Below are 22,445 nucleotides of genomic sequence, written 5' to 3' on the forward strand. Positions count from 1 at the left end.
CCCGCGTCTGTTCGCATTGCCTGAGTAATTGATACGGGGCCCGGAGCCCCCGAAACGAATATCCCCGGGAATTTGTCAGATCGCGCCAAGAATGAACTCGGGGGTGCGGCGGGGCCGTGCGCGGCTCATTCCTGGATGCGCAGGGCGAGCGCCGGGCAGCGCCGCACGGCGCGCAGCGCCTTGGGTCGCAGCCGCTCCGGCACCGGCATGGAGGCCTGTGCCGGATAGCCGTCCGCGTCGAGCCGTACGACGTCCGGCAGGACGTCCACGCACAGCCCGTGCCCCTTGCACAGCGTCCAGTCCACGACCAGCCGCTCCGGGCTCTCGTCGTCGGGCAGCGGCAGCGCCCCCAGTACCCGCCGGCCGCAGCCGCTGCCGAGCGCGTGGTCGCGGAACTCGTCGGGGAAGGAGGCGAGGGCCGAGGCCACGAAGTGCGAGGTGCCGTCCGGGTGGCTGCACGCCCCGCGTCTGCGCACCCCGAGCATCCGCGCCTCCACCGCTTCGAGGGCGCTCCGGCCCCCGCCCGCGACGGCCGCCTCCAGTACGTCGGCCAGCGCGGGCAGGCCCCGTACGCAGGGACCGCACTGGCCCGCCGACTCGTTCGCCATCCAGCGCGTCACCCGGGCCACCTCGCCCGCCGGACAGGTGTCCTCGGGCAGCGGCAGTACCGCGCCCGCCCCCAGGACCGCACCGAAGGCGGCGAGGGACTGCCGGGACACCTCCGCGCCGAGGGCCGAGCCGGGATCCAGCCAGCGGCCGTGGTAACCGCCCACGAGCACGCCCTGCCCGGGGCGCAAACCGCACAGCTCCAGGACGTACGCCAACGAGGTCCCGGTCGGGGCCTCGATGACCGTCGAGCCGGCGACCGTCAGCAGGACGGTGCCCGGCTCGGACGGCAGCCCGGCCGACCGGAAACCGGCGGCGCCGAGCCGCGCGGCGACGGCGAGCTGGGCGTAGGTCTCGGTGTTCGACAGCAGGGTGGGCACCCCGCCGAGGCCGCGCTCGCTGGTGCGCACCCGCTGCCCGGACGGCAGCGTGGCGCCGCCGTTGAGACCGTTGATCATCGCGGTGCCCTCGCCGGTGACGAACCGTTCGGGCAGCAGCGCCACGCGCACCTGGCGCCCGCCCCGGCCCCGTTCGGCGACGGCGTCGCGCACCGAACGCTCCACGTCGGGGCGGGTCACGGCGATCACCACGTCCTCGGCGCCGACCGCGGCGGCGGCCAGCAGGGCACCGTCGAGCACCAAGTGGGGGGCGTGCAGCAGGAGCGCCTTGTCCTTGAGGCAACTGGGCTCGCCCTCGCTGCCGTTGACGACGACGGCGGTCAACCCGTCGCGTCCCCGCGCGGACTGGGTGACCGCGCGCAGCTTGCGGGCGAAGGGGAAGCCCGCCCCGCCGCGGCCCCGCAGGTCGATGTCGGCGGCGAGGTCGACGAGTTCGTCCGGGCGGTAGCGGGGCAGCGGTCCGTGCGCGGCCTCGTGGGCATCGCGGTCCAGCCGCGGGAACCGGTCGAGTCCGGTCAGCAGCCGGGGGGTGCCCACGCAGCCGAGGCCGGGGCGCGGCGCTTCGCTCACCGCCGGCCCTCCCGCCCGGCGAGCGGGCCGAAGCCCGTGGCGGCGCCGGCGTCCGCGGACGGGCCGGGTCCGTAGGCGGCGGCGTACGGCGGGTGTTGGGGCTGGGGCGGCACGGCCTGCATGGCCTGGGTCACCTGCACGGCCTGCAGCGCCTGGGTCACCTGCATGGCCTGCGTGTCCTGGGTGAACTGCGCGCCCTGCGCGACGGGTGCGGTCGCCGCGGCCGGTCGGGCGGAGCCTTCGGGAGCACCCGCCGGCCCGCCGCGGCGTCCGGCGACCAGCCCCGTGAGGGGCACGTCCCGTACGGAGTAGCCCCGGGAACGGGGGCCGCGGGCGCTGCGGGTGGCCGCGGCGGACTGCGGGGCGCTCGCCGGGGCGGACGCCTCGCGCCTGCGCGTGCGCAGCCGTACGGCGAGCAGCCCCATCACACCGGCCACGCCCAGGACGTAGGCCGCCGTCACCCAAAGGTCGGCGGGACGGCCCGCCTTGAGCCCGTGCACGAGGGAGGCCCCCCACGCCGGGTACGCGCCGATGTGCAGGGCCCGCCACCACATGGAGCGGCGATTGGTGGCGAACACACTACGCAGGGCGCCGGAGACCGCCACGCTCACGAAGAGATATCCGGCCAGGGTGCCGAGGCCGATGACGACGGGCCGGTTCGCGTCGGTGAACGGCACCAGCGCGGATGTGGCGCCCGTGTGGCCCTCGGTGACCTTGACCCATATGTGCAGGGCGAGGAAGCCCAGCCCCGCGACGGCCAGCCCGCGGTGCACGCCCTGCGCGAGCAGCCGGTGCCCCGATCCGAGGAGCACCCGGTCGGTGGCCACCAGCCCCCACAGGACGGTGGAGGTGAGGGAGACGAGCGAGAGCACGCCCGACCCGAAGTCGAGGAAGTCCCACAGATGGGTCAGCGCGCCCGCGCGCGCCGCCACGATCAGGGAGACGAGAGCGGCGAGGGAGGCGCAGACCACGCTGGTGCGCAGCCGCCCCGCGACGGGCAGAAGCGGAGGCCGCCGGACGGCCCGTTTTCCCGCGGCCGGGGCCACCGCGGCGTGGCGGCTCCCGCGTCGGGCTCTGTGGGAGCGGGGCATGTGAGGCTGGGGCAGGGGCATCCAGTTCTCCTGTGCGCCTGGGCTCCGAGCACTCCACCTGGCGCTCGGCGCCCGGGAGTTGTGGTCGATGGTGGCCGGCAGCGCTGTGGAATTCCCACGTCGGCCGAAGGGCTCGGGGCCGGAGTGCAGAAGCATCGTGGAGCTGCGCAGCATCTCCACAGGATTTATCGAAACGTGATAATTTCTCGCACCCCGTCTCCGGTGCGTCGAACGAGCCCGGAGGATTCCCCTCCAGTGGAGGTTGTGACAGGCCACCGCACCCCTCGTCGTCTACGCGTCCCCGACGGCAAAATCAAGGCAAACCCGCGGGACCGAAGGTGGCCGGAACCGTCCAGGAGGGCGTGTGGTAGCTGCAACTGTCGTTACAGGCACGGTCGTTGGCGAGGCAGGCGACCTTGGCGGGCCTGTCGCTCCTGCACCGGACAGGCCTCACCCCGGCAAGAACGAGGAAACGATGTGCGAACTTCTGAACCGCATCTGGTCCCGCCCTCGCGGCGAGTGGACCCGTGTCCTGCGCAGGGAACTCCCCGCGCTGGCCGGGGAGATAGTGGAGGAGCTTCTGCATGGAATTCCCGGATTTTCCATACTTGTCGATGACAACGATGCCATCGATGACGAAATTCTCCGACAAGCGGTGGAAGACGCCCTTCTCGCCGCACTTGGGTACCGCGACGAGCCACTGCGGGACGCGGCGGACGACGGGCCCGGCACGAAGACGCCGGACGAGGTCGAGGACCGGCACGACGTGGCGGCGGACGCCGTCCACGGTGGCCGGCACGAGGACCTGCGAGGCCCGGGACTCTCGGAGGTGCGCGAGCACGGTCACGGAAGCGGAAGCCTTGGTGGAGGCGGTCACGGGGGCCACGGCCACAGCGCTCACGCCCACGGCCACGCCGGTCACGCCCACGGCCACGCCGGTCACGCCCACGACCACGACCACGACCACGACCACGACGCTCACGCCGGTCACGCCCACGGCCGCCCCGACGGCGACGGCCCCGCGCGGCACGATGACGCGGCCCCCCATGAAGGCGCCCACGGCGCCCGCCCGGAACCCACGGCCCCCCGCGACCGGGCCCGCCAGGAGCTCTTCAAGGCCCTCACCGACGACCGCGTGGCCTCCCACGCCTCCCTCACCGAGCTGTCCGAGGCCGCCGGATGGCCCCTCCCGGTGGCCGTACGGGCCATCGCGCTGGCCACGCCCGGCGAGACCCAGCAACTGGCGGCCGTCCTCGACGACGCCCTCCCCGGCATGTTCGCCGGCCGGCCGTGCCTGCTGCTCCCCAGCCCCGACCCGGACACCCGGGCCGCCCTCGAACCCCCGCTGCGCGGCCGGTTCGCGGCCGTCGGCCACGCGGTCCCCCTCCGCGACACCGCCTCCTCACTGCGCTGGGCCCTGCGTCTGCTCACCCTGACCCCCAACCGCGGCGGCCCGGACGCCCGCGCCGTCTTCGTGGACGACCACCTCTCCACGCTCCTGCTGCTCCAGGACGAGCCCCTGGCCCACGCGCTGGCCGCCCGCTGGCTGCGCCCCCTCGCCGATCTGACCCCGCGCCAGAGCGAGCGCCTGGAGGTCACCCTGCTCGCGTGGCTGGAGGGCGGTGGGGCCCCCGAGGCGGCCAAGGCCCTGAGCGTGCACCCGCAGACCGTGCGCTACCGCATGCGGCAGCTGGAGAAGCTCTTCGGACCCGGTCTGCGCGATCCGCGGACCCGCTTCGAACTGGAGATGGCCCTGCGCAGCCGCCGCCTGATGGCCCAGGTGCGCCGCCAGCACTCGCGGGTGGGCCGGCGGACGGCGCGTGTCGTCACCGCCGACTTCACCCCCCTGGTCGTCGGACGGATGGCCCGGGTCAACGGCCTCTGAGCACCGCGCGGACGCGCCGCCCGTGCACCGGAACCGCCCGGCCTCCCCGTACCACGGGGAGGCCGGGCGGACGCCGTTCGCGCGCGGAGGGGCGAACGGCCTACGCCGACAAGGGCGCCGGGGCGCCGCGCAGCGTCGCGTTGAGGTCGAGCAGCTCCGCGTAGGCCCGCGCGCACGGGCCGCACTCCGCGAGGTGGCGGACCAGCCCTCGCGGGCGCTGCGTACCGCCCCGCCGGACCGCCGTGCCGAGCATGCCGCTGTAGTGGCCGCACCGCCCGCCGCCCGCCGCCGCGTCCAGATGGGCGCCGAGGTACGCCTCCCGCAGCCCCTCGCGGGCCCGGAAGGCCAGCGAGTTCACCGCGCTCGGGGTGATGCCCAGCCGCGCCGCGATCCGGTGCGGGGACTCCTCCTCCACCAGCGTGTGCCACAGGACGATCTGCCAGCGCGCCGGGAGCGCCCGGAAGGAACGCACCACGAGCCGGCGGTCCTCGTCGGCCATCACCTGTCCCTGCGGGTCGCCGCCGGGCGCCTGCCGGCACCAGGAGTCGAAGTCCGCGGTCGGCAGGGTCCGTACGGCGCGGTCGCGCCACTCCATCGCCGTGTGCCGGACCACCGTCAGCAGGTACGCGCGCCAGGGCCCCCGGGGCCCGGAGCCGGAGCGGACGGCCTGGAAGGTCCGCAAGAACGCCTCCGACACCAGGTCCTCGGCGTCCTGCGGGGTACGGCAGCAGGTGCGCGCGCAGGCGAGGGCGGCGTGCCGGTGCCGCCGGTAGAGGAGCTCACGCACGGCCGCCTCCTCGGCATCGCCGCCGGGGAGGCGCAGGCGCCGGGTGAGCTCCGCGTCGGGGGGCGCAGCGACCTGCTCCCCCTCCGGCGGACGTGGACGGTCCGCGGTCTCGCGTGATCCGGGCATCGCACTCCTCCTCGCCGCTTTCTTTCGGCGTCCGTCCGGGCGGCCGCGGGCACCGGACGCGTACGCGTAGGGGTACGGACGTACGGGTGCCGGCCCGGGACGAGCCCCGGGCCGGCGCCCGTCCCGGATTGCGTCAGCGGCAGGTGCGCCCGCCGTTGATGCAGCTCACGGCCTGGGCCATGAGCCCGTTCGACATGACGTTGATGAAGTCGCCGTGGTCGGTCACCGGCTTGTGCAGCTGCTCCGGGAAGCTGTCCACCGCGAAGCGGGCACCGGGCGCGACCCCGTAGGTGATCCGCTGCACCAGCTGCGGGATGGCGGTGAAACCCTTCGGGCAGCGGCCCGCCTTGTCGGCGAAGGCCACGTGCGTACGGTGGTTGGCGCTGTCGGTGTTGCGGCCGTCCCAGCAGCTCTGGAAGGTGAAGGTGCGCACCACGTCGCTGCCCTTCGGACAGATCGGGTACTTGTCCTTCAGCTGCCGGTCCTCGAAACCGGTGCAGCTCCAGGAGGCGTTGGCGTTGGCGGTGCCGTTGGTGAAGGCCTTCGCGTCACCCGTGATGATGCGCAGGAAGCGCGGCATCGCCTTGACCTGGCCGACGGGGCTCCCCTTGAAGTCGATCGTGACCTGCTTCGGCCGCAGGATCGTGCCCACGTTGGCGTCCTGTCCGCCGCCCGGGGCCTTGGCGTCCCGCTCCGCCTTCCCGTCGCGCAGCCGCAGCACCGGCCAGTAGTAGGCGGACTGGTCACCGTTGCCGCAGGTGGTTCCGGAGGCCGCGAGACTGTTGTTGGAGGAGAAGGCGTTGGTCGTCTTGTTGCCCACGTAGTCGTGCATGTGGTGGGCGCCGTTGGAGACGCCGGGGGCGACGATGACGTTGTCGGGGTTGAAGTGGCCGTTCTCGTTGCGCCCGCACTGCGAGGAGAACGAGCCGGTGGAGGCGCCGCGCCCGGCGGCGGGGGCGTTCACGTTCGGCCGTACCTTGGCGATGGAGACGAAGTCGCTCTGGGCGGGCCCCCGTTTCTGCCCGATGCTGCGTGCGGCGTCGGGATCGCGTGCCGGGTCGGCCGCGGCGGCGACCGCCGCGTCGGCCGCCGCGCCGACACCGGGGTCGGCTTCCGCGGGAGCCTCCTTCATGGCGCATCCGCTCAGCGCGTCCAGCCCCTCGGGGCGTCCGGCGGAACGGCCGATCACGTCGGACACCCGCCGGATGGTGGTGGAGCGCTGGTCCTTGAGCCGGCCCAGGAGCGCGTCCTTCTGGACCTTCTTCTTGCTCACCTGCCCCGCGGCGAGCTGCCGGTAGGCGTCGGCGACCTGGCCGTCGAGCTGGGCGAGGTTCTGGTCGACCTCGGCCCGCGCCTGGTCGGGTACGTCCGTGAGCCGGTCGCCCACGTCCGGACAGTCGATGGTCGCGGTCACCTCGCCGGTGCGGCCGGCGTCCTGGCCGGCGTTCGCGTTGCCCGCGACGACGGCGACCCCGCCGCCGCCCAGTACCAGCGCGCACGCCGCGGCCAGGAGTTTCAACCGGGGGCGCCTGTGGCCCTTTTGACTCATGTGATCACTTCACTTCGTCGATCGGACATCGGAGGGGGACGACGCCCCCTGGTGGACCGGGGAGGAGGGGGAGGACGGGGCCGGGCTCGCGTCGGAGAGCGAGTCGAAGTCGACGAGCCCGCTCTCCTCCAGGACCGAGATGTGGTCCAGGACCGTGGTGTTGGCCGAGGTGGCCAGGGCCCGCACCATGGAGTTCCGGGTCTGCGCCCGGACCTGCGCCACCAGCTGGAACACCTTGCCGTGCGCCCGCCGCAGCAACTGCACGAACAGCCGCTCGTACTCGTTGCCCTGGGCGGCCGTCATCTGGTCGAGCCAGCCCTGCTGCTGCGCGCTGGGCCGGTCGGGGAGGTCGATGCCGAGGGCCTGACCGACCTGGAGGACCTGGCGGTCGAGGTCGGTGTGGCCCATGACGAGGTGCTCCCCGGCCGTGCGCACGGAGGGGCGCGTCCCGCGTTGCTGGGCCTGCCGCCCCGCGGGCAGCTCCCAGAGCCCGGCGAGCCGCACCTTGCGGACGAAGTCCCGGTCGGTGGGGGTGAGCGGCCCGTACGCCGTGCTCATGATCCCGGCGCCGTCGTCCACGATCCCCGCAGCCGGTGCCGCCGGTCCCGTCGTGGCGGCCGAGGCGCGGTCGCCGTACTTGGCCACGGGGATCAGCAGCGCGATCAGCGTGACGGCCAGGGCACTGATGACCAGGCCGCTTCCGATCGTGTACTTCGTGGCCACCGACAAGCCGCTGCCGGATCGCCGCCGGAATGACAGCACATTGCCTCCTTGCTCCGTGGTCCTGCAGGAGAGTCGGGGCCGTGCCGGCCGCCGGCGCGTGCCGTGCGGTGCACACCCGCACATCCGGCTCTCCTGGGGTGCCACGGGACGCTAGTGCCCGGTGTGGCGTCACGGAGGAAGGACCATCACCATCGGATAAACATCCGGGCAAGTCCTCGAAAGACTGCTATCTTGCCGCGTTCGACCTTTCAACAACCCTTCAGGGCAAGGCCGTTGGCTCGACACGCGGTCACAGCACCTCCGCGACGCCGTAGTCGGTCCCGGTGATCGAGGCGCGGATCAGGCCCTCGTCCAGCGGCTCACCGCTGCCCCGAATCGAGGGAAGGAAATTGCGCTAAAAGGGCGCTTGTGGACAAAAGCCACTTCGATCATAATCCGCATGCCGGGTTCTCGGGCTCGGGTCCCCTTCGGGCGCGCACGCGCTCGCTGCCGCGTCGTGACGAACGAGAGGAGCCGGCCGGGGTGTCGAGCGCCGGTGGGTACACGGCCCTGCTGCGGACCGCTCCCGTGGGGGCGCTGCTCGCCGTCGGCTTCGCCGCCGTCTCGTGCGGCGTCGACGGCGGCGCGGCCGCCACGGGCGGCGAGGTCACCGTGGTCTACGAGGACGACGCGATCAAGCCGAAGGACCGGCACGCCGTGGACGTGGTCCGCAGGTCCGGCGTGCTGGAGCAGGCCGCCGACTGGGTGAACGAGGCGCTCGCCCTCCCGCACGACCTGGTCGTGAAGGTCACCGACAAGGTCCCGCCCGGGGTCACGGACGCGGTCACCCAGCCCGACGGCAGGACGATCTTCGTGACGGCGGCGTTCCTGACCGAGATCGAAAAGACCCTCGGTGACGTGGTCAAGACCGTCAAGCGTCCTGCCCCGCTCCCCGCGGACCAGTTCAACGCCGACGACCTGACCGCGCTGTCGGCCCGGTTCATCTTCGGTCACGAGCTGGGCCATGCCCTGCAGCGTCAGCTGGTGCTGGCGAACCTCGGCCTGGAGGAGGACGCCGCCGACGGGTACGCGTCGTTCTCCACCATCAACCAGGTGGGGGCCGGTCCGACGCTGGCGGCAGCGGTCCTCTTCGACGAGATCGCCCGCAGGGAGGGCCGGCTGACGCTGGAGGGGCTCTCCGGTGATCACCCCGTCACCCAGCAACGGGTCTTCAACTTCCTGTGCTACCTGGAGGGGAGCGACCCGAAGAAGTTCCACGCCCCCCTGGTCGGCACCGGCTACCTGCCGAAGACCCGTGCCCCGTTGTGCCCGCAGTCCTGGGCGATGCTGGACCACGGCTGGTGGACCCAGCTGCAGCCGCATTTCACCGAGGTGTTCAAGAGCCGGGGCGACGAGCGGCAGAAGGACGCACGCGAGCGCCTGATCGCGGAGACGAAGGCCTTCGAGAAGCAGCTCGACGAGCTGCGCCGCAGGCAATGACCGGAACCCCCGTGGGCCGCCCGGCCCTCACTCCGGGACGGCTTCGGCCCAGTTGCGGTTGACGGTCTCCTTCGCCTTCTCCCGCTGCGCCTCCGTGGGGAACGTCGGCGTGCCCTCGACCGTCGGCAGATTGTCCGCGGCGGCCTTGTCGAGGGTGCCGTCCTTCGCCATGGCGTCCACGAGCACGGGGCGTGCGTAGGCGCCCAGCCTGATGTTCTGGCCCTCCGGGCTGAAGACGTACTCCTGCCACAGGCGTGCCGCCGCCGGGTGCGGGGCGTCCTTGTTCACCCCGTGGGCGTAGTACTCGGCGAAACTGCCGTCGAACGGGATGGCGGTCCGCCAGTCGACGTCCGCGCCCTTCCTGCGGAATTCGTCGGCGTATCCGAGGTTGAGGAAGTCCCAGTCGATGCTGATCGGGGTCTGTCCCTTCTCGATCGTCGTCGGGGTGGATTCGACGGGGATGAAGTTGCCGCTCCTGCTCAGCTCGGCGAAGAAGTCGATACCGGGCTGGATGTCGTCGAAGGAGCCCCCGTTCGCCAGGGCCGCCGCGTACACGTCGGCGAAGGCGGAGCCCGACCTGGTCGGGTTGCCGTTGAGCGCGACCTTGCCCTTGTACTCGGGCTTGCGCAGATCGGCGAAGGTCGCGGGGCAGTTCTTCACGCGCTTGGCGTCGCAGCCGATCGAGACGTAGCCGCCGTAGTTGTTGTACCAGAGGCCGTGCGGGTCCTTCTGCTCCTCGGGAATGCTGTCCCACGGGACGACCTTGTACGGTGCGAGCAGGCCCTGCTGCGCCGCGGACTGGGCGAAGGAGCCCCCCACGTCGATCACGTCGGGGGCGCGGCCGTCGCGCCTGTGCTCCTTCAGGGCGTTGATCTCGTCCTGGCTGCTGCCCTCCGGGTTCTCCACCGAGACCTTGATCCCGTACTTCTTCTCGAAGCCGTCGATCAGTGCGCCGTAGTTGGCCCAGTCGTTCGGGAGCGCGATCGTGTGGAGCGATCCCTCCTTCTTCGCCGCCGCGGTCAGTGCCGCCATGCCCCCGGCGTCCGCGGCGGATGTGGCCGTCGCGGGGGTCCTGGGCGCGGCGGGGGGTTCGTCTCCGCAGCCGCCGAGGGGCGCCGCCGCGAGGGCGAGGCAGACTCCGACGGCGGCTGTCCGGAGACGAGGTGCGGGCACTAAGGCTCCATGGCGGGCGGGCGCGTACCGGTCGAGACCAGCGTACGTTCGATGCCCCCGGCAGCGCAGTTCCAGCCGGTGGTGTCCGCTGCCGTTCCCACCGCCCGGCGCGTATCAGAGCGGCTCGTCGTCCCAGCCGGCCAGGAGCGCCTCCCCCGGGAGCGTCGCGGACGGCGCACCCCCCGCCACCGCCTCGTGGAGGGCCTGCTCACTCCAAATGATCTTGCCGCGGTCCGTGTAGCGGGTGCCCCAGCGCTGGGCGAACTGCGCGACGAGGAACAGGCCGCGGCCGCCCTCGTCGGTCTCCTCGGCCCGGCGCAGGTGCGGGGAGGTGCTCGACCCGTCGGAGACCTCGCAGATCAGACTGCGGTCGTACAGCAGCCTCACCCGGATGGGCTCGCTCCCGTAGCGGATGGCGTTGGTGATCAGTTCGCTCAGGATGAGCTCCGTCGTGAAGGCGATCTCCTCCAGGCCCCAGTCCGCCAGCCGCCGGGCGCACGCGTTGCGCACCCGGGACACCTGCGCTGGATCGGGGGGTACGTCCCACTCGGCGATCCGCGCCGGGTCCAGCCGGCGGGTGCGGGCGACCAGCAGCGCGATGTCGTCGCTGGGCCGGGTGGGCAGCACCGCCTCGATCACCGCGGTGCAGGTTTCCTCCGGCGTCCGGGCGGGCCCGGACAGGGCGGCGCGCAGCGCCGCAAGGCCCGTGTCCGGATCGCGGTCGCGGCCCTCGATCAGCCCGTTGGTGAAGAGCGCCAGCAGGGAGCCCTCGGGCAGGGTCAGCTCCGCGGTCTCCATGGGCAGGCCCTCGCCCAGGCCCAGCGGTGGGGAGACCGGCACCTCGGGGAAGGACACGCTGCCGTCGGGAAGGACCATGGCGGGGCCCGGATGGCCGGCGGTGGCGGCCGTCACCCGCCCCGAGACGGGGTCGTAGACGGCGCACAGGCAGGTGGCTCCGGTGATTCCCTGCCACTCCTGCTGGTCGGTGTCGATGTGGGCGACCAGCTCGTCCAGGTGGCTCAGGAGCTCGTCCGGAGGCAGGTCGAGGGTGGAGAAGTTGTACACGGCCGTACGCAGGCGGCCCATGGTGGCGGCGGCGTACAGACCGTGCCCGACGACGTCGCCGACCACCAGCGCCACCCGCGCGCCGGGCAGGGGGATGACGTCGAACCAGTCGCCGCCCACACCGGCCTGCGCGGACACGTAGCGGTGCGCGACCTCGACGGCGGACTGCTCCGGGACGCCACGGGGCAGCAGACTGCGCTGCAGGGTGTCGGCCACGGTGTGCTCGCGGGTGTAACGGCGGGCATTGTCGACGGACAGCGCCGCCCGTGCGGTCAGCTCCTCGGCGAAGGACACGTCCTCCTCGTCGAACGGCGCGGCGTCCTTCCCCCGCCAGTAGCCGGCCATCCCCATCACGACGCCCCGGGCCCGCAGGGGTACGGCGATCAGGGAGTGGATGCCGCGTTCCAGGATCCGCTCGGCGTTCGCCGGGTCCTGCTCCCGCCAGTGCCGGGTGGCGTGCAGGTCCGCTTCCAGGACCGCGTGGCCGCCGGCCAGCCCGGCGGCCATCGGGCTGGACGGAACGAACCGGATCAGCCGGCCGACGGGGTAGAGCGGATGGTCGCCCTGGAGGCCCTCGGCGGCGGTGCGGCGCATCTCGGTGTTCACATCGGGCGGCTCCTCGCCGCGCAACACCGGCTCCAGCAGGTCGACCGTGACCACGTCGGCGAACCGGGGGACCGCCACCTGCGCCAGCTCCTGCGCCGTGCGCTCCACGTCCAGGGTCGTTCCCACCTGCACGCCCGCGTCGTAGAGCAGTTTCAGCCGCTCGCGGGCCACCTCCGCCCTGCCGGACAGCGCCCGCAGCTCCGTGGTGTCGCGCAGCGTGACCACGGTACCGGCCGAGCCGTACGGGGTGGTGGTCCGGATGTTCACGGCCAGTAGCCGATCGGCCGCCATGTGCACCTCGTCGGTCGCGGAACGGCCCGATGTGATCCGCTCGGCGATCCCCTCCTCCAGGCCCAGGTCCGTGACGGGGCGTCCCTCCGCGTCCCCCGGCAGATCGAGCAGCCGGCGCGCCTCGTCATTGGCCAGCAGCAGCCGCCCGCCGTCCCCGACGATCAGCACGCCCTCCCGGACCGCGTGCAGCACCGCGTCGTGGTGTTCGTACATCCTCGTCATTTCCTCCGGTCCCAGGCCGTGGGTCCGGCGCAGCAGCCGGCGGCTCACCAGGGCGGTGCCGCCCGCGGACAGGGCGAGCACCGCGGCCGCGCTGCCGAGGACGACCGGCAGCTGCCCGTTCACCATGCTCTGGACGTTCTGGACCGTGACCGGGGAGGAGACGATGGCGATGACGTTGCCCCGGGCGTCCTTGACGGGGACCACGGAGACCACGGACTGCCCCAGGGACCCGGCGAACGTCTCGGTGAACGACTTGCCGGCCGCCGCCGAGGCGAAGGGGCCGACGACGCGCTTGCCGAGCTGCCGCGGGTCGCTGTGGGCGAGGGTGACCCCGTCCAGCGTGTACACGTTCAGGCCGTCGACCCCGGCGATCTTYCGGGCCGCCTCGGCGCTCGGCTGGAGCACCGCGCTGGGATGGGCGCTGTGCAGGGCGGCGACCATTCCCGGGGACTCCGCGAACGTTCCGGCGGCGGCGAGGGTACGGTGCCGGGCGTCGAGCATGGCGGAACTCCGGGCCTGCACCACGAGCGCCAGGACCGCGGCGGCGACGAGCAGGACCACGACGGCCAGCTGGAGGAGGAACACCTCGCCGGCCACGCTGCGCGCGCTCAGGAGGGAGGACAGGCGCTGGGGCCGCCGAGACCCTCCCCCGGGGGACGGGGCCCGCTCCCGCTGCCCCTCCCGGCGGTGTGCCGAGGGGGAAGACCGAGCGGGAGCCGAGGGGCTCGGAGCCGAGCGGAGCAGCCGGCGCCGGAGGCCTCCCAGGTAGTTGCTCATAGTCCATCTTCTAACCTCTACGGGCTGTCGGCAGCGGGCGGCGACCGGACCGGCACCCGGGATCCTGGCATCCCCGCAGGTCAGGTCCATGCCGTTGGGGTGCAGTCCAGCTCGCGGCCGGCCGGCGTCAGCCGCGCAGGCACCACTCGACGAACCCCCCGACGCTGCCGTCCACCCCGGCCTCCTCGTCCGCCACCGCGGCCGTGCGGAAGAAGCGGACCTCCCGGAAGTTCAGATCCATGGCCTGGACGAGGCTGTGCAGGCCGAGCGCCTCACGGAGCCAGGTCCGGGCGCCGTCACCGTCTTCGAGGGCGGCCGGTACCAGGCCGTGCTCGGCGAGCAGGTCCGTCTTGCTGATGGCGACCGCGAGGCGCGAGCGCCGCAGGGGCGCGCCCATCGCGGCCACGGCCTGGACCGAGCGGGCGAAGACCTCCTCCGGATCGACCGTGGAGCCGAGGGTACGGTCCAGCAGCGGGCCGGGGGGCGGTTCCATGGTGGTCCAGAAGGCCTTCACCGCCATCGGGTCCAGCACGAAGACGAAGGTGCGCGCGGCCCGTGCGTAGCGCAGCGCGTCGGTGTCCTCGCGGTCGACGAACCGCTCGCCGGCCGTGTCGAAGAGGTGGACCAGCCGCTGGGACCGGCCGCCGCCGAGGACGAAGGAGTGCGCCCGCGGCAGGGTCTTCTGGGTGGCACGGGTGTGCCCCCGCATCCGCAGTACCTCGCGCAGCACCTGGTAATTGGCGTCCGACTCCTCGTCGGCGAGGGTGATCGCCGGACCGCCGTCGGCCGCGGCGTTTTCCAGGGACAGCAGCATGGCCGCCATCAGCTGGGTCTTGCCCGCAGCCTGTCCGCCGATCAGCGGAATCACCACCTCGGGCATGTGGCCGGCGTCCGTGTTCATCGGCTTCCCGCAGTGCGGGTGGACGCAGTACGCCTGGAGCCGTGAGTTACGGCCCATCAGCATCAGCAGCGTCGGCATGCGCTGTCCGCACTCGCAGCGGCGCCGGAAGATGCCGTACGTCCCCGGGCGGATGTCGGCGTGCCGGCGCCGGCAGGTGGGGCCGGGGCAGTCGTACGCCGGGTAGGGCACCCGCTCGAAGCAGTGCGGGCAGAGCATTCCGGTGCGCAGCCGCTTCATCCACAGCACCGACCGGTCGACGGCCCTGAGGGTGCCGGCGAGGAGCCGGGCTCCGGCCGTCAGCAGCGCCAGGACGAGCGCGTGCAGGGCGAGCAGCAGACCGAGCAGCGGCAGGACCGCGGCCGCGCCCGCGCAGAGTCCCAGGTACAGCGTCAGGCCGTACGGAATCGTGAACGCCCGGTGCCGCGCCGGGGCGACGAACTGCCGTGAGGTCACGGCGCGGAAGGCATCGCCGACCGTGGTGGCGTACGAGCGCCCCTCCAGCGTGAGCAGTTGGCGCAGGTCGCGGGAGGCCGGCCCGAAGAAGTAGTTGCGGTACGCCTTCACCGCCTCGTCCTGGGGGCGGTAGGGCGGCAGCGTCCGGAACTCGGGGGTGCGCCGGTACACGACGCCGACCAGCGTCCGTCCGTACCCGCTGAGCACCTGCACGGCCAGCGCGAGGCCCCGCAGGGCGGCGATGAGGGGGGCGAAGGGCAGGTACGCGGCGAGCCCGGCGAGGAAGAGGACGGGCAGCAGGACGAACCTGCCGATTTCGGCCACCGGGTGTCACCGGCCCTTCTTCTCGCGGGATGGGCGGGATGCGCGGGCTTTACGGGACGTGCCCGATGCCGGGGTGTCCGGCGGGTCGGCGGGCGCGGGTGCTTCGCTCCGGCCGAAGGGCCAGAACCACCGGGACGGGCCCCTCGGGCCGGGTCGCCGGGCCTCGGCCCGCCCGGCGTAGTGGTCGGCGAGCGCGGCCCCGTGGGGCCGTACCACCCGCTCCAGCCGTTCCAGGTCCGTCGCGCGCCAGTGTCCTTCGGGATGGGCCCGGAGCCCCGCGGCCGTCTCCTCCTGGGCCTGGGTGAGCCGGGCCTCCCTGGGCAGCGTGGCCACGGTGGCGACATGACTGAGCAGGACGTCGTCGACCGGTCCGCCTCCCGCCATCCGCAGGCCCAGGAACGACAGGTACTGGTCCAGGTCGCGGTGCTCCAGCTCCGTCAGGCGGCCGCGGAGCCGGCCGACATCGGCGGGCAGGCGCAGCATGGCCGCCACCAGGTACCGGCGCCTCAATTCCCGCGGCGCCGCCCACCGGCCGGTCTCCGGGATCACGAACTCCGCGAGGAGCTCGGTGGCCTCGCGGGCCTCGCGGAGCGCGGCCTCCAGGCCGAGGGTGACGCGTACGTGCTCCGCGGCGCCCGCGGGCAGCCAGGCGAAGCGGTGCGGCTGGGAGAGGACCCGGCACAGGTGGAGACAGTCCGCGAGGGCGTCCTCGTCGTCTTCCCCGATGTCCTGCCTCAGGGCGCGGTCCAACCACTCGCCGACCGCCGCGTCCACCGGTTCCGAGGGGGGCAGCTCCGCCGCGATGCGGGACGCCTCCCGGTGCGTCCAGGTGCGCGAGGGCTGCCGCCAGAGGGCGCGCAGCAGTTCCTCGTCGGGTGAGGTGCGTCCGCGGATCTCCAGGATCCTGAACATGATCGGGACCGTGTTCGAGGGATCGCGCTCGGCCCTGGCCCGGAGGTGGTGCTCCAGGAGCAGGGGCCGGCCCATCAGGTCGCCCTCGTGCAGGAGTTCGGCGGGGAACTGTGCGAAGAGCTGTTCCTGCCCCGGGCGTCGTTCCAGCGCCTCCTCCACCGCCGTGGCCAGCGAGGCCCTCATCACCGGCAGGACGCGCACCAGGTCGGCCACCTCGTCCCGGAACGCCGGCGCGGGCGCCATGGCCCCGAGCAGCGCGTGGGACAGGGCGAGGGTCTCGCGCGCCATGACCCGCCGCGGTACCGGCAGCCCGGTGCCGACGGCCCAGAGCAGCAGGCGCGTGCGCTCGCGCGCGGTCCGCACCTCGGTCTCCAGCAGCCGCTCCCACAGGGCGGCGGCCTGTTCGCGGGCCACCGCATCGGTGATCGGTACGGGCTCGACGGCGTCCTCGGCGGCGGTCGTGTAGGCCCGCATGCGCAGCCCGCACAGCTTTCCCTCGATCTCCTGGTGGACCGCGCTGTCACCGCCCGCCTTCGCGGCCGCGCTCAGCGCGGTCAGCCGGGCGTCGTCCAGGCCCCGGTGCTCGCGGTGGATGTCCGCGGCGACGGCCGCCCGGCGCGCCCCCAGATGACCGGCCCCGGCCAGCCAGTCGACCACCGCGTGCACGTCGGCCGTGGTGAGCGCGATGCCGCCGGAGACCGCCGCCGCGGCGACGGGGGCGTGCCAGTCGTCCGGCGTCTCCTCCCCGCCCTCCGCGTAGTCCGCGGTCCAGGACCAGACGGGCCGGACGGAGCCGACACCGATCCTGGTCAGGAGCCGGACCAGTGCGGGGACGGGCACCTCGGGGAACACGCCCCGGGCGAAGTCGAACACCGTGTAGGCCGCTTCGTCGTCCGGGGCGAAGGCGAGCTGCGGCTCGGGGACGGTGCCGATCAGGTGCAGTCGGCTGCGGGCCGGACGCAGGACGTAGGTGGCGAAGGACAGGCCACGGGAGAGCCGGGGTGGCAGCAGGTAGGAGACCGCGGCGAACCAGTGCGCGATCTCCTCCGTCGAACGGTCGACCACCACCACCGAGCCGTGCTCGGTCAGCGCGGCGAACACGGCGGCCAGCAGCCCGGGCAGCCGGGCCGCGTGGGGATGGCCCCGCAGGAACGCGCCCACGGCCCGGACATCGAGCGGTCCGGGAGCGGGCCCGGCCAGCGTCGGGAGCTCCGTCCTCGGGGACACGGCGCGGGTCCACACCGGCGAGTTCCACAACTCGATCGGCAGCAGTCCGCCCCCGGCCGCCGGGAAGTCCTCACTGTGCAGGGCGTGGGCGAAGTAGTTGCCGAAACGCCGGGCGGAGTCGCGGCCCACGTACTGGACGCACAGGGCGGTGGCGCTGCGCCCCGCCCGGTCGTGGGGCCGGTAGCAGAGGTTGACCGGACAGCGCTCCAGCGACTCCGGCGTGTCCGACTCCACCAGCGAGCGGGGCGGCTCGTAACCGGCCAGCGCCTCCACGGCCAGCCGGGTCTCGGCCGTGACGCCCGGACTGACGGCATTGAACTGGAAGCCGGAGAAGCCGCTGAGTCCGTGTTCGCAGGAGGTGTAGTAGAGCTGCTGGAAGTGCTTCATCCCCGGCCCGCCTTCGGCACCGAGCCGAACTCGCTCAGCAGCCACAGCAGCGGGTCGGCCACCCTGTACGGCTGGATGCCGGTGGGGGCGACCCGGGCGTCGGGGGTGGGGTTGCGGCCGAGGGCGGAGACGCCGAAGTAGCGGTAGCGGGAGTAGTGGTTGTTCAGCAGCTGGTCGATGGGAACCCCGTCCCAGTCCTTGAGGAGCCGGCGCACCTCCTCGTGGACGCTGAGGCTGTCACCCACGTCGAACCGGCCGCGCGAGGGCGCGTGGTCGCGCAGCGGACTGCCGGGTTCGAGCAGGTGCCAGAAGGCGTCCATCTTCGAGAAGACGACGGCCACAGGGGTGTCGAGCAACCGGTCGGAGCGCCCGGAGCGGGGCGCGAGGAGCAGGCTGGTGACCCGGGAGAGGACGTTGAAGGGGGAGTCCAGGCCCTCGGTGCCGGGCAGCGGCGTACCCGGCAGCGCGTTGTCGCGGGCCCCGGGCATCTGCAGCGGGTCGAGCAGCAGCACGATGCCGTCGGCGTTGGACAGGTACCGGGTGTTGAGCTCCACGCTCTCCCGGGAGCTGAAGTCCTCGCCGGCGGTGTCGAAGAACGACAGGACGGTGTGCTGCGGGCGTTCGCCGAGCAGGGTGCGCCGGCGCAGGCCGAACCGGAAGACCAGCGGGTCCACCCGGTTGAGGGTGGTGGAGGCGGTCTGGGTGCCGGGGAACATCTGGTTGTCGCGGTAGAGACGGTCCTCGTAGTCGGAGCCGTAGCGCCTCATCGTCGCGTCGTCCGTGCCCATCAGGGCGGCTCCGTAGGACTCGCCCACCCGGTGGCGCACCTCGTGGAGGAGGACGGTCATGTAGACGGTCTTGCCGGACGCCTTCGGGCCGACCATGGCGATCAGGCGGTTCTCCACCATGCCGAACTGCACGGGGAGTTCGGAGTGGCACACCGGGCAGATCCGGTAGGTGCTCTCACCGTCGCAGTCCGGGCAGACGGCCGTGGGCTTGCGGCCGTCCGCGGCGAAGTCCGGGCCGAGGTCGTGGCTGCGGCGCGGTCCCTTGCGCTGGTCGAGCACCTGGTCGCGGCGGCGCGCGCACTGCTTCCCGGTACGGCTCAGCCGACTGTTGCAGCGGAAGCGGATCTCCCGCGGGGTGAAGCCCTCGTAGCAGTAGGGGCAGGTGAGGCGTTTGGCCATCAGGTGACTCGCAGTCTGTGCAGCGCCGTCGGGCGGATGTCGATTCCGGAGTCGGTGCCCGCGTCCGCCGGGAAGCAGACCAGCCAGGACGGACCGCGGGTGGCGGGCAGCGGGAACTCCACGGTCATGGGGGCGCCGGCGGTCAGCCGCTGCGCGGGTACCTCGTGCAGGACGGTGCCCTCGGCGGTGCTGGTGGGGCGGAAGCGGCCGAGGCTGTGGACGATGCGGAGACCGGGCAGGTCACAGCCGGTCGCCGAGGTGAAGGTGACCGTGGCGACCCGGCCCTTGAGGCGCCGGCGCACGATCGGCTCGTACGCGACGACGGGCGGCGCGGCGGGGACGACCAGCGAGGACGCGCCCTCGCAGCCCTCGTGGAGCTCCGGGACCAGGGCCTCCACGGTGAGGATGACGGCCTCCCGGCCCGCGGCCAGGTCGAACCCGCCGTCGTGCTCGTACACCCGGCGCCGGCACACCACGTCCCCGGCGCCGGGGCCCGCACCGGCGGTGCCTCCCTCCCGGCGCCAGCGGACCCGTGCGCTCAGGGCGTCCCCGGGCCAGGCCCACAGGACGAGGAGGTGGTCCCCGCGCCGGATGGCCTGGAGCTGGTCCACCGGCACCGCGAACAGGGCCCGCGGCTCCGACGGGGAACCCGTCGGGGCCCCGGCCGTGGTGTCGTACGGGCTGCCGCGGCCGGGCGGGTCCGCGGCCCGGGCCCCGGGCGGCTCCGCAGCCTCCGCGGGGGTGGTGTCCGGCGGTCCGGTGTACGTCGGCCCGGCGGGGGACGGTCCGCTGTACGGGGGCCCGGCGGGGGGCGCTTCGTCGTCCGGGGCCTGCGCGGGGGGTGCTTCGTCGTACCCGGGTCCGGTGTACGGCGCGTGCGGAGCCCCGGCGGGCGGCGGATCGGCGTCCGGCGGCCCGGTTTCCGCCCGTACGGCCCCCTCGGACTCGGGCGGTCCGGAGGCGCTCCGGAATCCGCCCGCGCCGGCCTCCCCCGCCGGCGGCCCGGTGTCATGGACGGCCGGGGCGCCGCCCTGCCGTGACCCCGGCTCGGGGTCCTGCGCCCGGGGGCGCCCGTCGCGGGGCTCCGGGTCCGTCGCGGTGACGGCGGGCTCCGGGTCCGGCCGGACACCGGCGGCGTCCCGGCCGGGGTACCCGGCCTCCCCGCGCGCGTGACCGGGGTCCGCTCCCGCGTACCACGCGCCGGCCCGCGCCGACGGCGCGGCGGATCCGGTGACCACGCGCAGGACGCCGAAGTCCCGCAGGGACAACAGCCCGAGCACGACCGCCAGTCCGGGCCGGTCGCAGCGCACCGAAAGGCCCCGCGCGGCCGGGAGGGCCTCGATCCCGGCCCGCAGCCCGGGCGCCGCGGCCATCCCGCCGGCGAGCAGCACCGTGTCCACGGCCGGTTCCGCGGTGGTCAGTTGTTCCGCGACGGCGGCGAGCACGCGCTCCCGCAAGGGCGCCACGGCCCGCTCGAAGGCGGCGCGTTCCAGGGTCAGCGGGTGCCCCCCGCCGCCCGCGTCCGCCGCGGACGCGGTGGCGACGTCCGACCCGTCGAGCCCTTCCCGGAGCGTCCGCGCGGCCCCGAGCGGGTCCGCGCCCTCCGGCAGGCCCCCGGTCAGCGCCGCGGCGAGCGCCGCGTCCCAGGCGTCGCCGCCGAGCCGCAGGCTGAGGGTGCGGACCACGTGCACGGTGAGGTCGGGGGCGATCGCCAGGACGCTCAGGTCCAGCGTCGTCGCCCCCTGGTCGCAGACGAGCACCGTGTGGTCCACGCCCTCCGCGACCGCCCCGTAGTGCAGGGCCACGGCCACGGGCTCCGGTACGACGCGCGCGACGTCGAGTCCGGCCCGCTCCACCGCGTAGCGCAGCTCGTCCTCCCGCCCGCCCGACACCGGGAGCCCGAGGAGGGCCGCGCGCTCCGGCTCCACGGCGGGGGAGCCCGCTTCGGCCCGGGACGCGCCGAGCAGCCCCGGCAGCGCGCGGACCGGGTCGAGCACCCCGTCCACGCCCGTCAGCTCGGCCGTCGTCACTTCGGGACGGCCGTCGGGGCCGATCCGCGCGACGCGCCCGTACCGGTGCCCGAGGTCGATGGCGATCATGCCGGTCCGCCCCCTTCGTCCGCGCGCGACGCCGCGGCGGCGCCGTCCCGCCACGCGCCCTCGGGGGCGACCCGCGCCGTACCGTCGGCCGCGATGCCGACCCGGATCCGGCTGCCCGGATCCGGCCGGTGCGTCAGCAGGTGGCTGACGACGGCCGAGCGCACCACCTCCAGCTCGTTGCGGATCTGCCGTCCCCCGTAAGCCTGGTGCTCGGGGTCCGACATCCGGTCCGTGATCCACGGGTGGAGGGTGTCCGGGTCGGGGACCAGCTCCAGGCGGTGGCGTTCGCGGACCGACTCGGCGAGCTGGCGCAGCAGCCGGTCGGCGATGCTGACGACGTGCTCGTGGCGCAGCATGTCGAACACGACCACTCCCGGCTTGAGCCGCCCATAGATCTCGGGCCTGCCGATCGTTCGGAACTTGTCCTCCACCGCCCGGGTGAAGTGCGCCTCCAGCTGCCGGTACGAGAGCTCGCCCCGCTCCTCCAGCAGGCTCTGGACCTGCTCCGCGCCCGTGTTGGAGGTGAAGATGATCAGGCACTGGGAGAAGTGCGCCGTCTGACCGCGCCCGTCGGTGAGCCGGCCGTCCTCCAGGATCTGCAGGAACTTGTCCAGGACCTTGGGGTGGGCCTTCTCGATCTCGTCGAAGAGCAGCACGCTGAAAGGCCGTTCCTGCACCCGGCGGGTCAGCTCGCCGCCCTGTTCGTGGCCGATGAAGCCGGGCGGCGCACCGGCCAGCCGCTCGGCGGCGTGCTCCTGCTGGTACTCGCTCATGTCGAAGCGGGCGTAGGCGCTCTGGTCCCCGAACATCAACTCGGCGACGGCTTTGGCGAGTTCGGTCTTGCCGACGCCGGTGGGTCCCACGAAGAAGAACGCGCCCCGGGGGCGAGCCGTACCCGAACTGCCGAAGTCGACGCCCACGAACGCCGACTGGAGGGCCGAGGCGACGGCGTTCACGGCCGTGGACTGCCCCACCACCCTCGTGCCGAGGGCCCTCGCGGCCCCCGCGACGGTCTCCCGGTCGAGCTGGGTCCACGGATCGACGCTCACGTTGAGCCGGTGCAGCTCCAGCAGCCGGTCCGGCTTGCGCACGGGCGCGTTGCGCAGCCACGAGGTCCTGGCCAGTGAGTCGATGTCCCAGCCCGCCATGCCGTCGGTGGCGCCGACGAGGGCTTCGAGGTCGGCGCGGGAGGAGTCCTGCCCCCCGTTGAAGTAGCGCCGCAGCCAGCTGAGCCACAGACGGCGCTCGCTCGGGTCGGGCGGGCCGATGTGCAGTGCGGCGATCCGGGGGTCCTCCAGGTGGAACCAGCCGGGCAGCCGGCCGATGTCACCGACCGCGCACAGGACCGCGTTGCGCGCGTGCGGGGCCGGTCCGGGCGCCGCGTGCGGGGTCACGGCCTCCGTCATCGCGGCGCGCAGCCTCAGGTAGCCCAGGCGGGACTCGGCCTGGCCGGGAGGGAGGTGGTGGTCGACGTCCTCGAAGACGAAGGCGGTCGCCGCGTCCGGCGAGGCCACGAGGCGGTGCACGGTGGCCACGACGTCCTCGAAGGCACGCGGCCGGCCCGACTGCCGGGGCGCCAGCAGGCGCTCCCGGCCGCGGTCCCGCTC

General features: G+C 73.7%; 14 protein-coding genes. 2 read left to right on the forward strand and 12 right to left on the reverse strand.

The features are described 5' to 3' along the window. Positions 1-125 precede the first annotated feature (125 nt). Both AB4039_RS20170 and AB4039_RS20175 read right to left on the reverse strand, forming a co-directional pair. Positions 126-1,574 carry an NADH-ubiquinone oxidoreductase-F iron-sulfur binding region domain-containing protein gene (locus AB4039_RS20170; RefSeq protein WP_442271401.1) on the reverse strand — a complete coding sequence of 483 codons (1,449 nt, stop codon included), beginning with the start codon at positions 1,572-1,574 and terminating at the stop codon, positions 126-128. Continuing rightward, positions 1,571-2,686, reverse strand: coding sequence for a hypothetical protein (locus AB4039_RS20175; protein WP_442271402.1), 1,116 nt, complete (start codon positions 2,684-2,686; stop codon positions 1,571-1,573). The genes AB4039_RS20170 and AB4039_RS20175 overlap by 4 nt, the downstream gene beginning before the upstream one ends. Positions 2,687-3,320: 634 nt before the next feature. Here AB4039_RS20175 and AB4039_RS20180 point away from each other — a divergent pair. Continuing rightward, positions 3,321-4,550, forward strand: a complete 1,230-nt coding sequence (locus AB4039_RS20180) for a PucR family transcriptional regulator (protein WP_266845789.1) — start codon at positions 3,321-3,323, stop codon at positions 4,548-4,550. Positions 4,551-4,650: 100 nt separating this feature from the next. On the opposite strand, the gene AB4039_RS20185 is transcribed toward AB4039_RS20180, so the two are convergent. The 3 genes from AB4039_RS20185 to AB4039_RS20195 all read right to left on the reverse strand — a co-directional run bounded on the left by AB4039_RS20185 (position 4,651) and on the right by AB4039_RS20195 (position 7,774). After that, the gene (locus AB4039_RS20185) at positions 4,651-5,463 is read right to left on the reverse strand and encodes an RNA polymerase sigma factor (RefSeq protein ID WP_442271403.1); all 813 of its coding nucleotides are present in this window, start codon (positions 5,461-5,463) and stop codon (positions 4,651-4,653) included. A 133-nt stretch (positions 5,464-5,596) separates the two neighbouring features. Beyond that, positions 5,597-7,012 (reverse strand): DUF1996 domain-containing protein, encoded by a 1,416-nt coding sequence (locus AB4039_RS20190; protein WP_266845787.1) that lies wholly within the window; start codon positions 7,010-7,012, stop codon positions 5,597-5,599. A gap of 9 nt (positions 7,013-7,021) precedes the next feature. Beyond that, a complete protein-coding gene (locus AB4039_RS20195) occupies positions 7,022-7,774 on the reverse strand; it encodes a DUF4142 domain-containing protein (RefSeq protein ID WP_266845786.1) in 753 nt (250 codons plus the stop codon). Positions 7,775-8,257: 483 nt separating this feature from the next. Here AB4039_RS20195 and AB4039_RS20200 point away from each other — a divergent pair, with 483 nt between their 5' ends. Next, positions 8,258-9,214, forward strand: coding sequence for a DUF4344 domain-containing metallopeptidase (locus tag AB4039_RS20200; protein WP_442271404.1), 957 nt, complete (start codon positions 8,258-8,260; stop codon positions 9,212-9,214). Between the two features lie 27 nt (positions 9,215-9,241). On the opposite strand, the gene AB4039_RS20205 is transcribed toward AB4039_RS20200, so the two are convergent. From AB4039_RS20205 to AB4039_RS20235, 7 genes are all read right to left on the reverse strand, one after another. After that, on the reverse strand, positions 9,242-10,246 hold the full coding sequence (locus AB4039_RS20205; RefSeq protein WP_442271405.1) for an ABC transporter substrate-binding protein: 1,005 nt from the start codon (positions 10,244-10,246) through the stop codon (positions 9,242-9,244). A 255-nt stretch (positions 10,247-10,501) separates the two neighbouring features. After that, positions 10,502-13,348, reverse strand: coding sequence for a SpoIIE family protein phosphatase (locus AB4039_RS20210; protein ID WP_266845783.1), 2,847 nt, complete (start codon positions 13,346-13,348; stop codon positions 10,502-10,504). 127 nt (positions 13,349-13,475) lie between these two features. Continuing rightward, positions 13,476-15,026 (reverse strand): TRAFAC clade GTPase domain-containing protein, encoded by a 1,551-nt coding sequence (locus AB4039_RS20215; RefSeq protein ID WP_266845782.1) that lies wholly within the window; start codon positions 15,024-15,026, stop codon positions 13,476-13,478. 6 nt (positions 15,027-15,032) lie between these two features. Then, the gene (locus AB4039_RS20220; protein ID WP_266845781.1) at positions 15,033-17,552 is read right to left on the reverse strand and encodes a GTPase-associated protein 1-related protein; all 2,520 of its coding nucleotides are present in this window, start codon (positions 17,550-17,552) and stop codon (positions 15,033-15,035) included. Next, positions 17,549-18,739, reverse strand: a complete 1,191-nt coding sequence (locus AB4039_RS20225) for a TRAFAC clade GTPase domain-containing protein (RefSeq protein WP_266845780.1) — start codon at positions 18,737-18,739, stop codon at positions 17,549-17,551. Before AB4039_RS20225 ends, AB4039_RS20220 begins: the two co-directional genes overlap by 4 nt. Next, complete coding sequence (locus tag AB4039_RS20230; RefSeq protein ID WP_442271406.1) at positions 18,739-20,838, reverse strand: Hsp70 family protein; 2,100 nt, start codon at positions 20,836-20,838, stop codon at positions 18,739-18,741. Before AB4039_RS20230 ends, AB4039_RS20225 begins: the two co-directional genes overlap by 1 nt. Then, the coding region (locus AB4039_RS20235) for an AAA family ATPase (RefSeq protein WP_442271407.1) at positions 20,835-22,445 on the reverse strand (1,611 nt) is incomplete at its 5' end. The genes AB4039_RS20235 and AB4039_RS20230, both read right to left, overlap by 4 nt.

The sequence above is a fragment of the Streptomyces sp. M-16 genome (assembly GCF_052114405.1).
Classification (GTDB): domain Bacteria; phylum Actinomycetota; class Actinomycetes; order Streptomycetales; family Streptomycetaceae; genus Streptomyces.

Excerpts from the sequence above, each read along its gene's own strand:
- AB4039_RS20175 (WP_442271402.1), bottom strand. The coding sequence starts at position 2,686 with ATGCCCCTGCCCCAGCCTCACATGCCCCGCTCCCACAGAGCCCGACGC.
- AB4039_RS20185 (WP_442271403.1), bottom strand. The coding sequence starts at position 5,463 with ATGCCCGGATCACGCGAGACCGCGGACCGTCCACGTCCGCCGGAGGGG.
- AB4039_RS20190 (WP_266845787.1), bottom strand. The coding sequence starts at position 7,012 with ATGAGTCAAAAGGGCCACAGGCGCCCCCGGTTGAAACTCCTGGCCGCG.
- AB4039_RS20205 (WP_442271405.1), bottom strand. The coding sequence starts at position 10,246 with ATGGCGGCACTGACCGCGGCGGCGAAGAAGGAGGGATCGCTCCACACG.
- AB4039_RS20220 (WP_266845781.1), bottom strand. The coding sequence starts at position 17,552 with ATGAAGCACTTCCAGCAGCTCTACTACACCTCCTGCGAACACGGACTC.
- AB4039_RS20225 (WP_266845780.1), bottom strand. The coding sequence starts at position 18,739 with ATGGCCAAACGCCTCACCTGCCCCTACTGCTACGAGGGCTTCACCCCG.
- AB4039_RS20230 (WP_442271406.1), bottom strand. The coding sequence starts at position 20,838 with ATGATCGCCATCGACCTCGGGCACCGGTACGGGCGCGTCGCGCGGATC.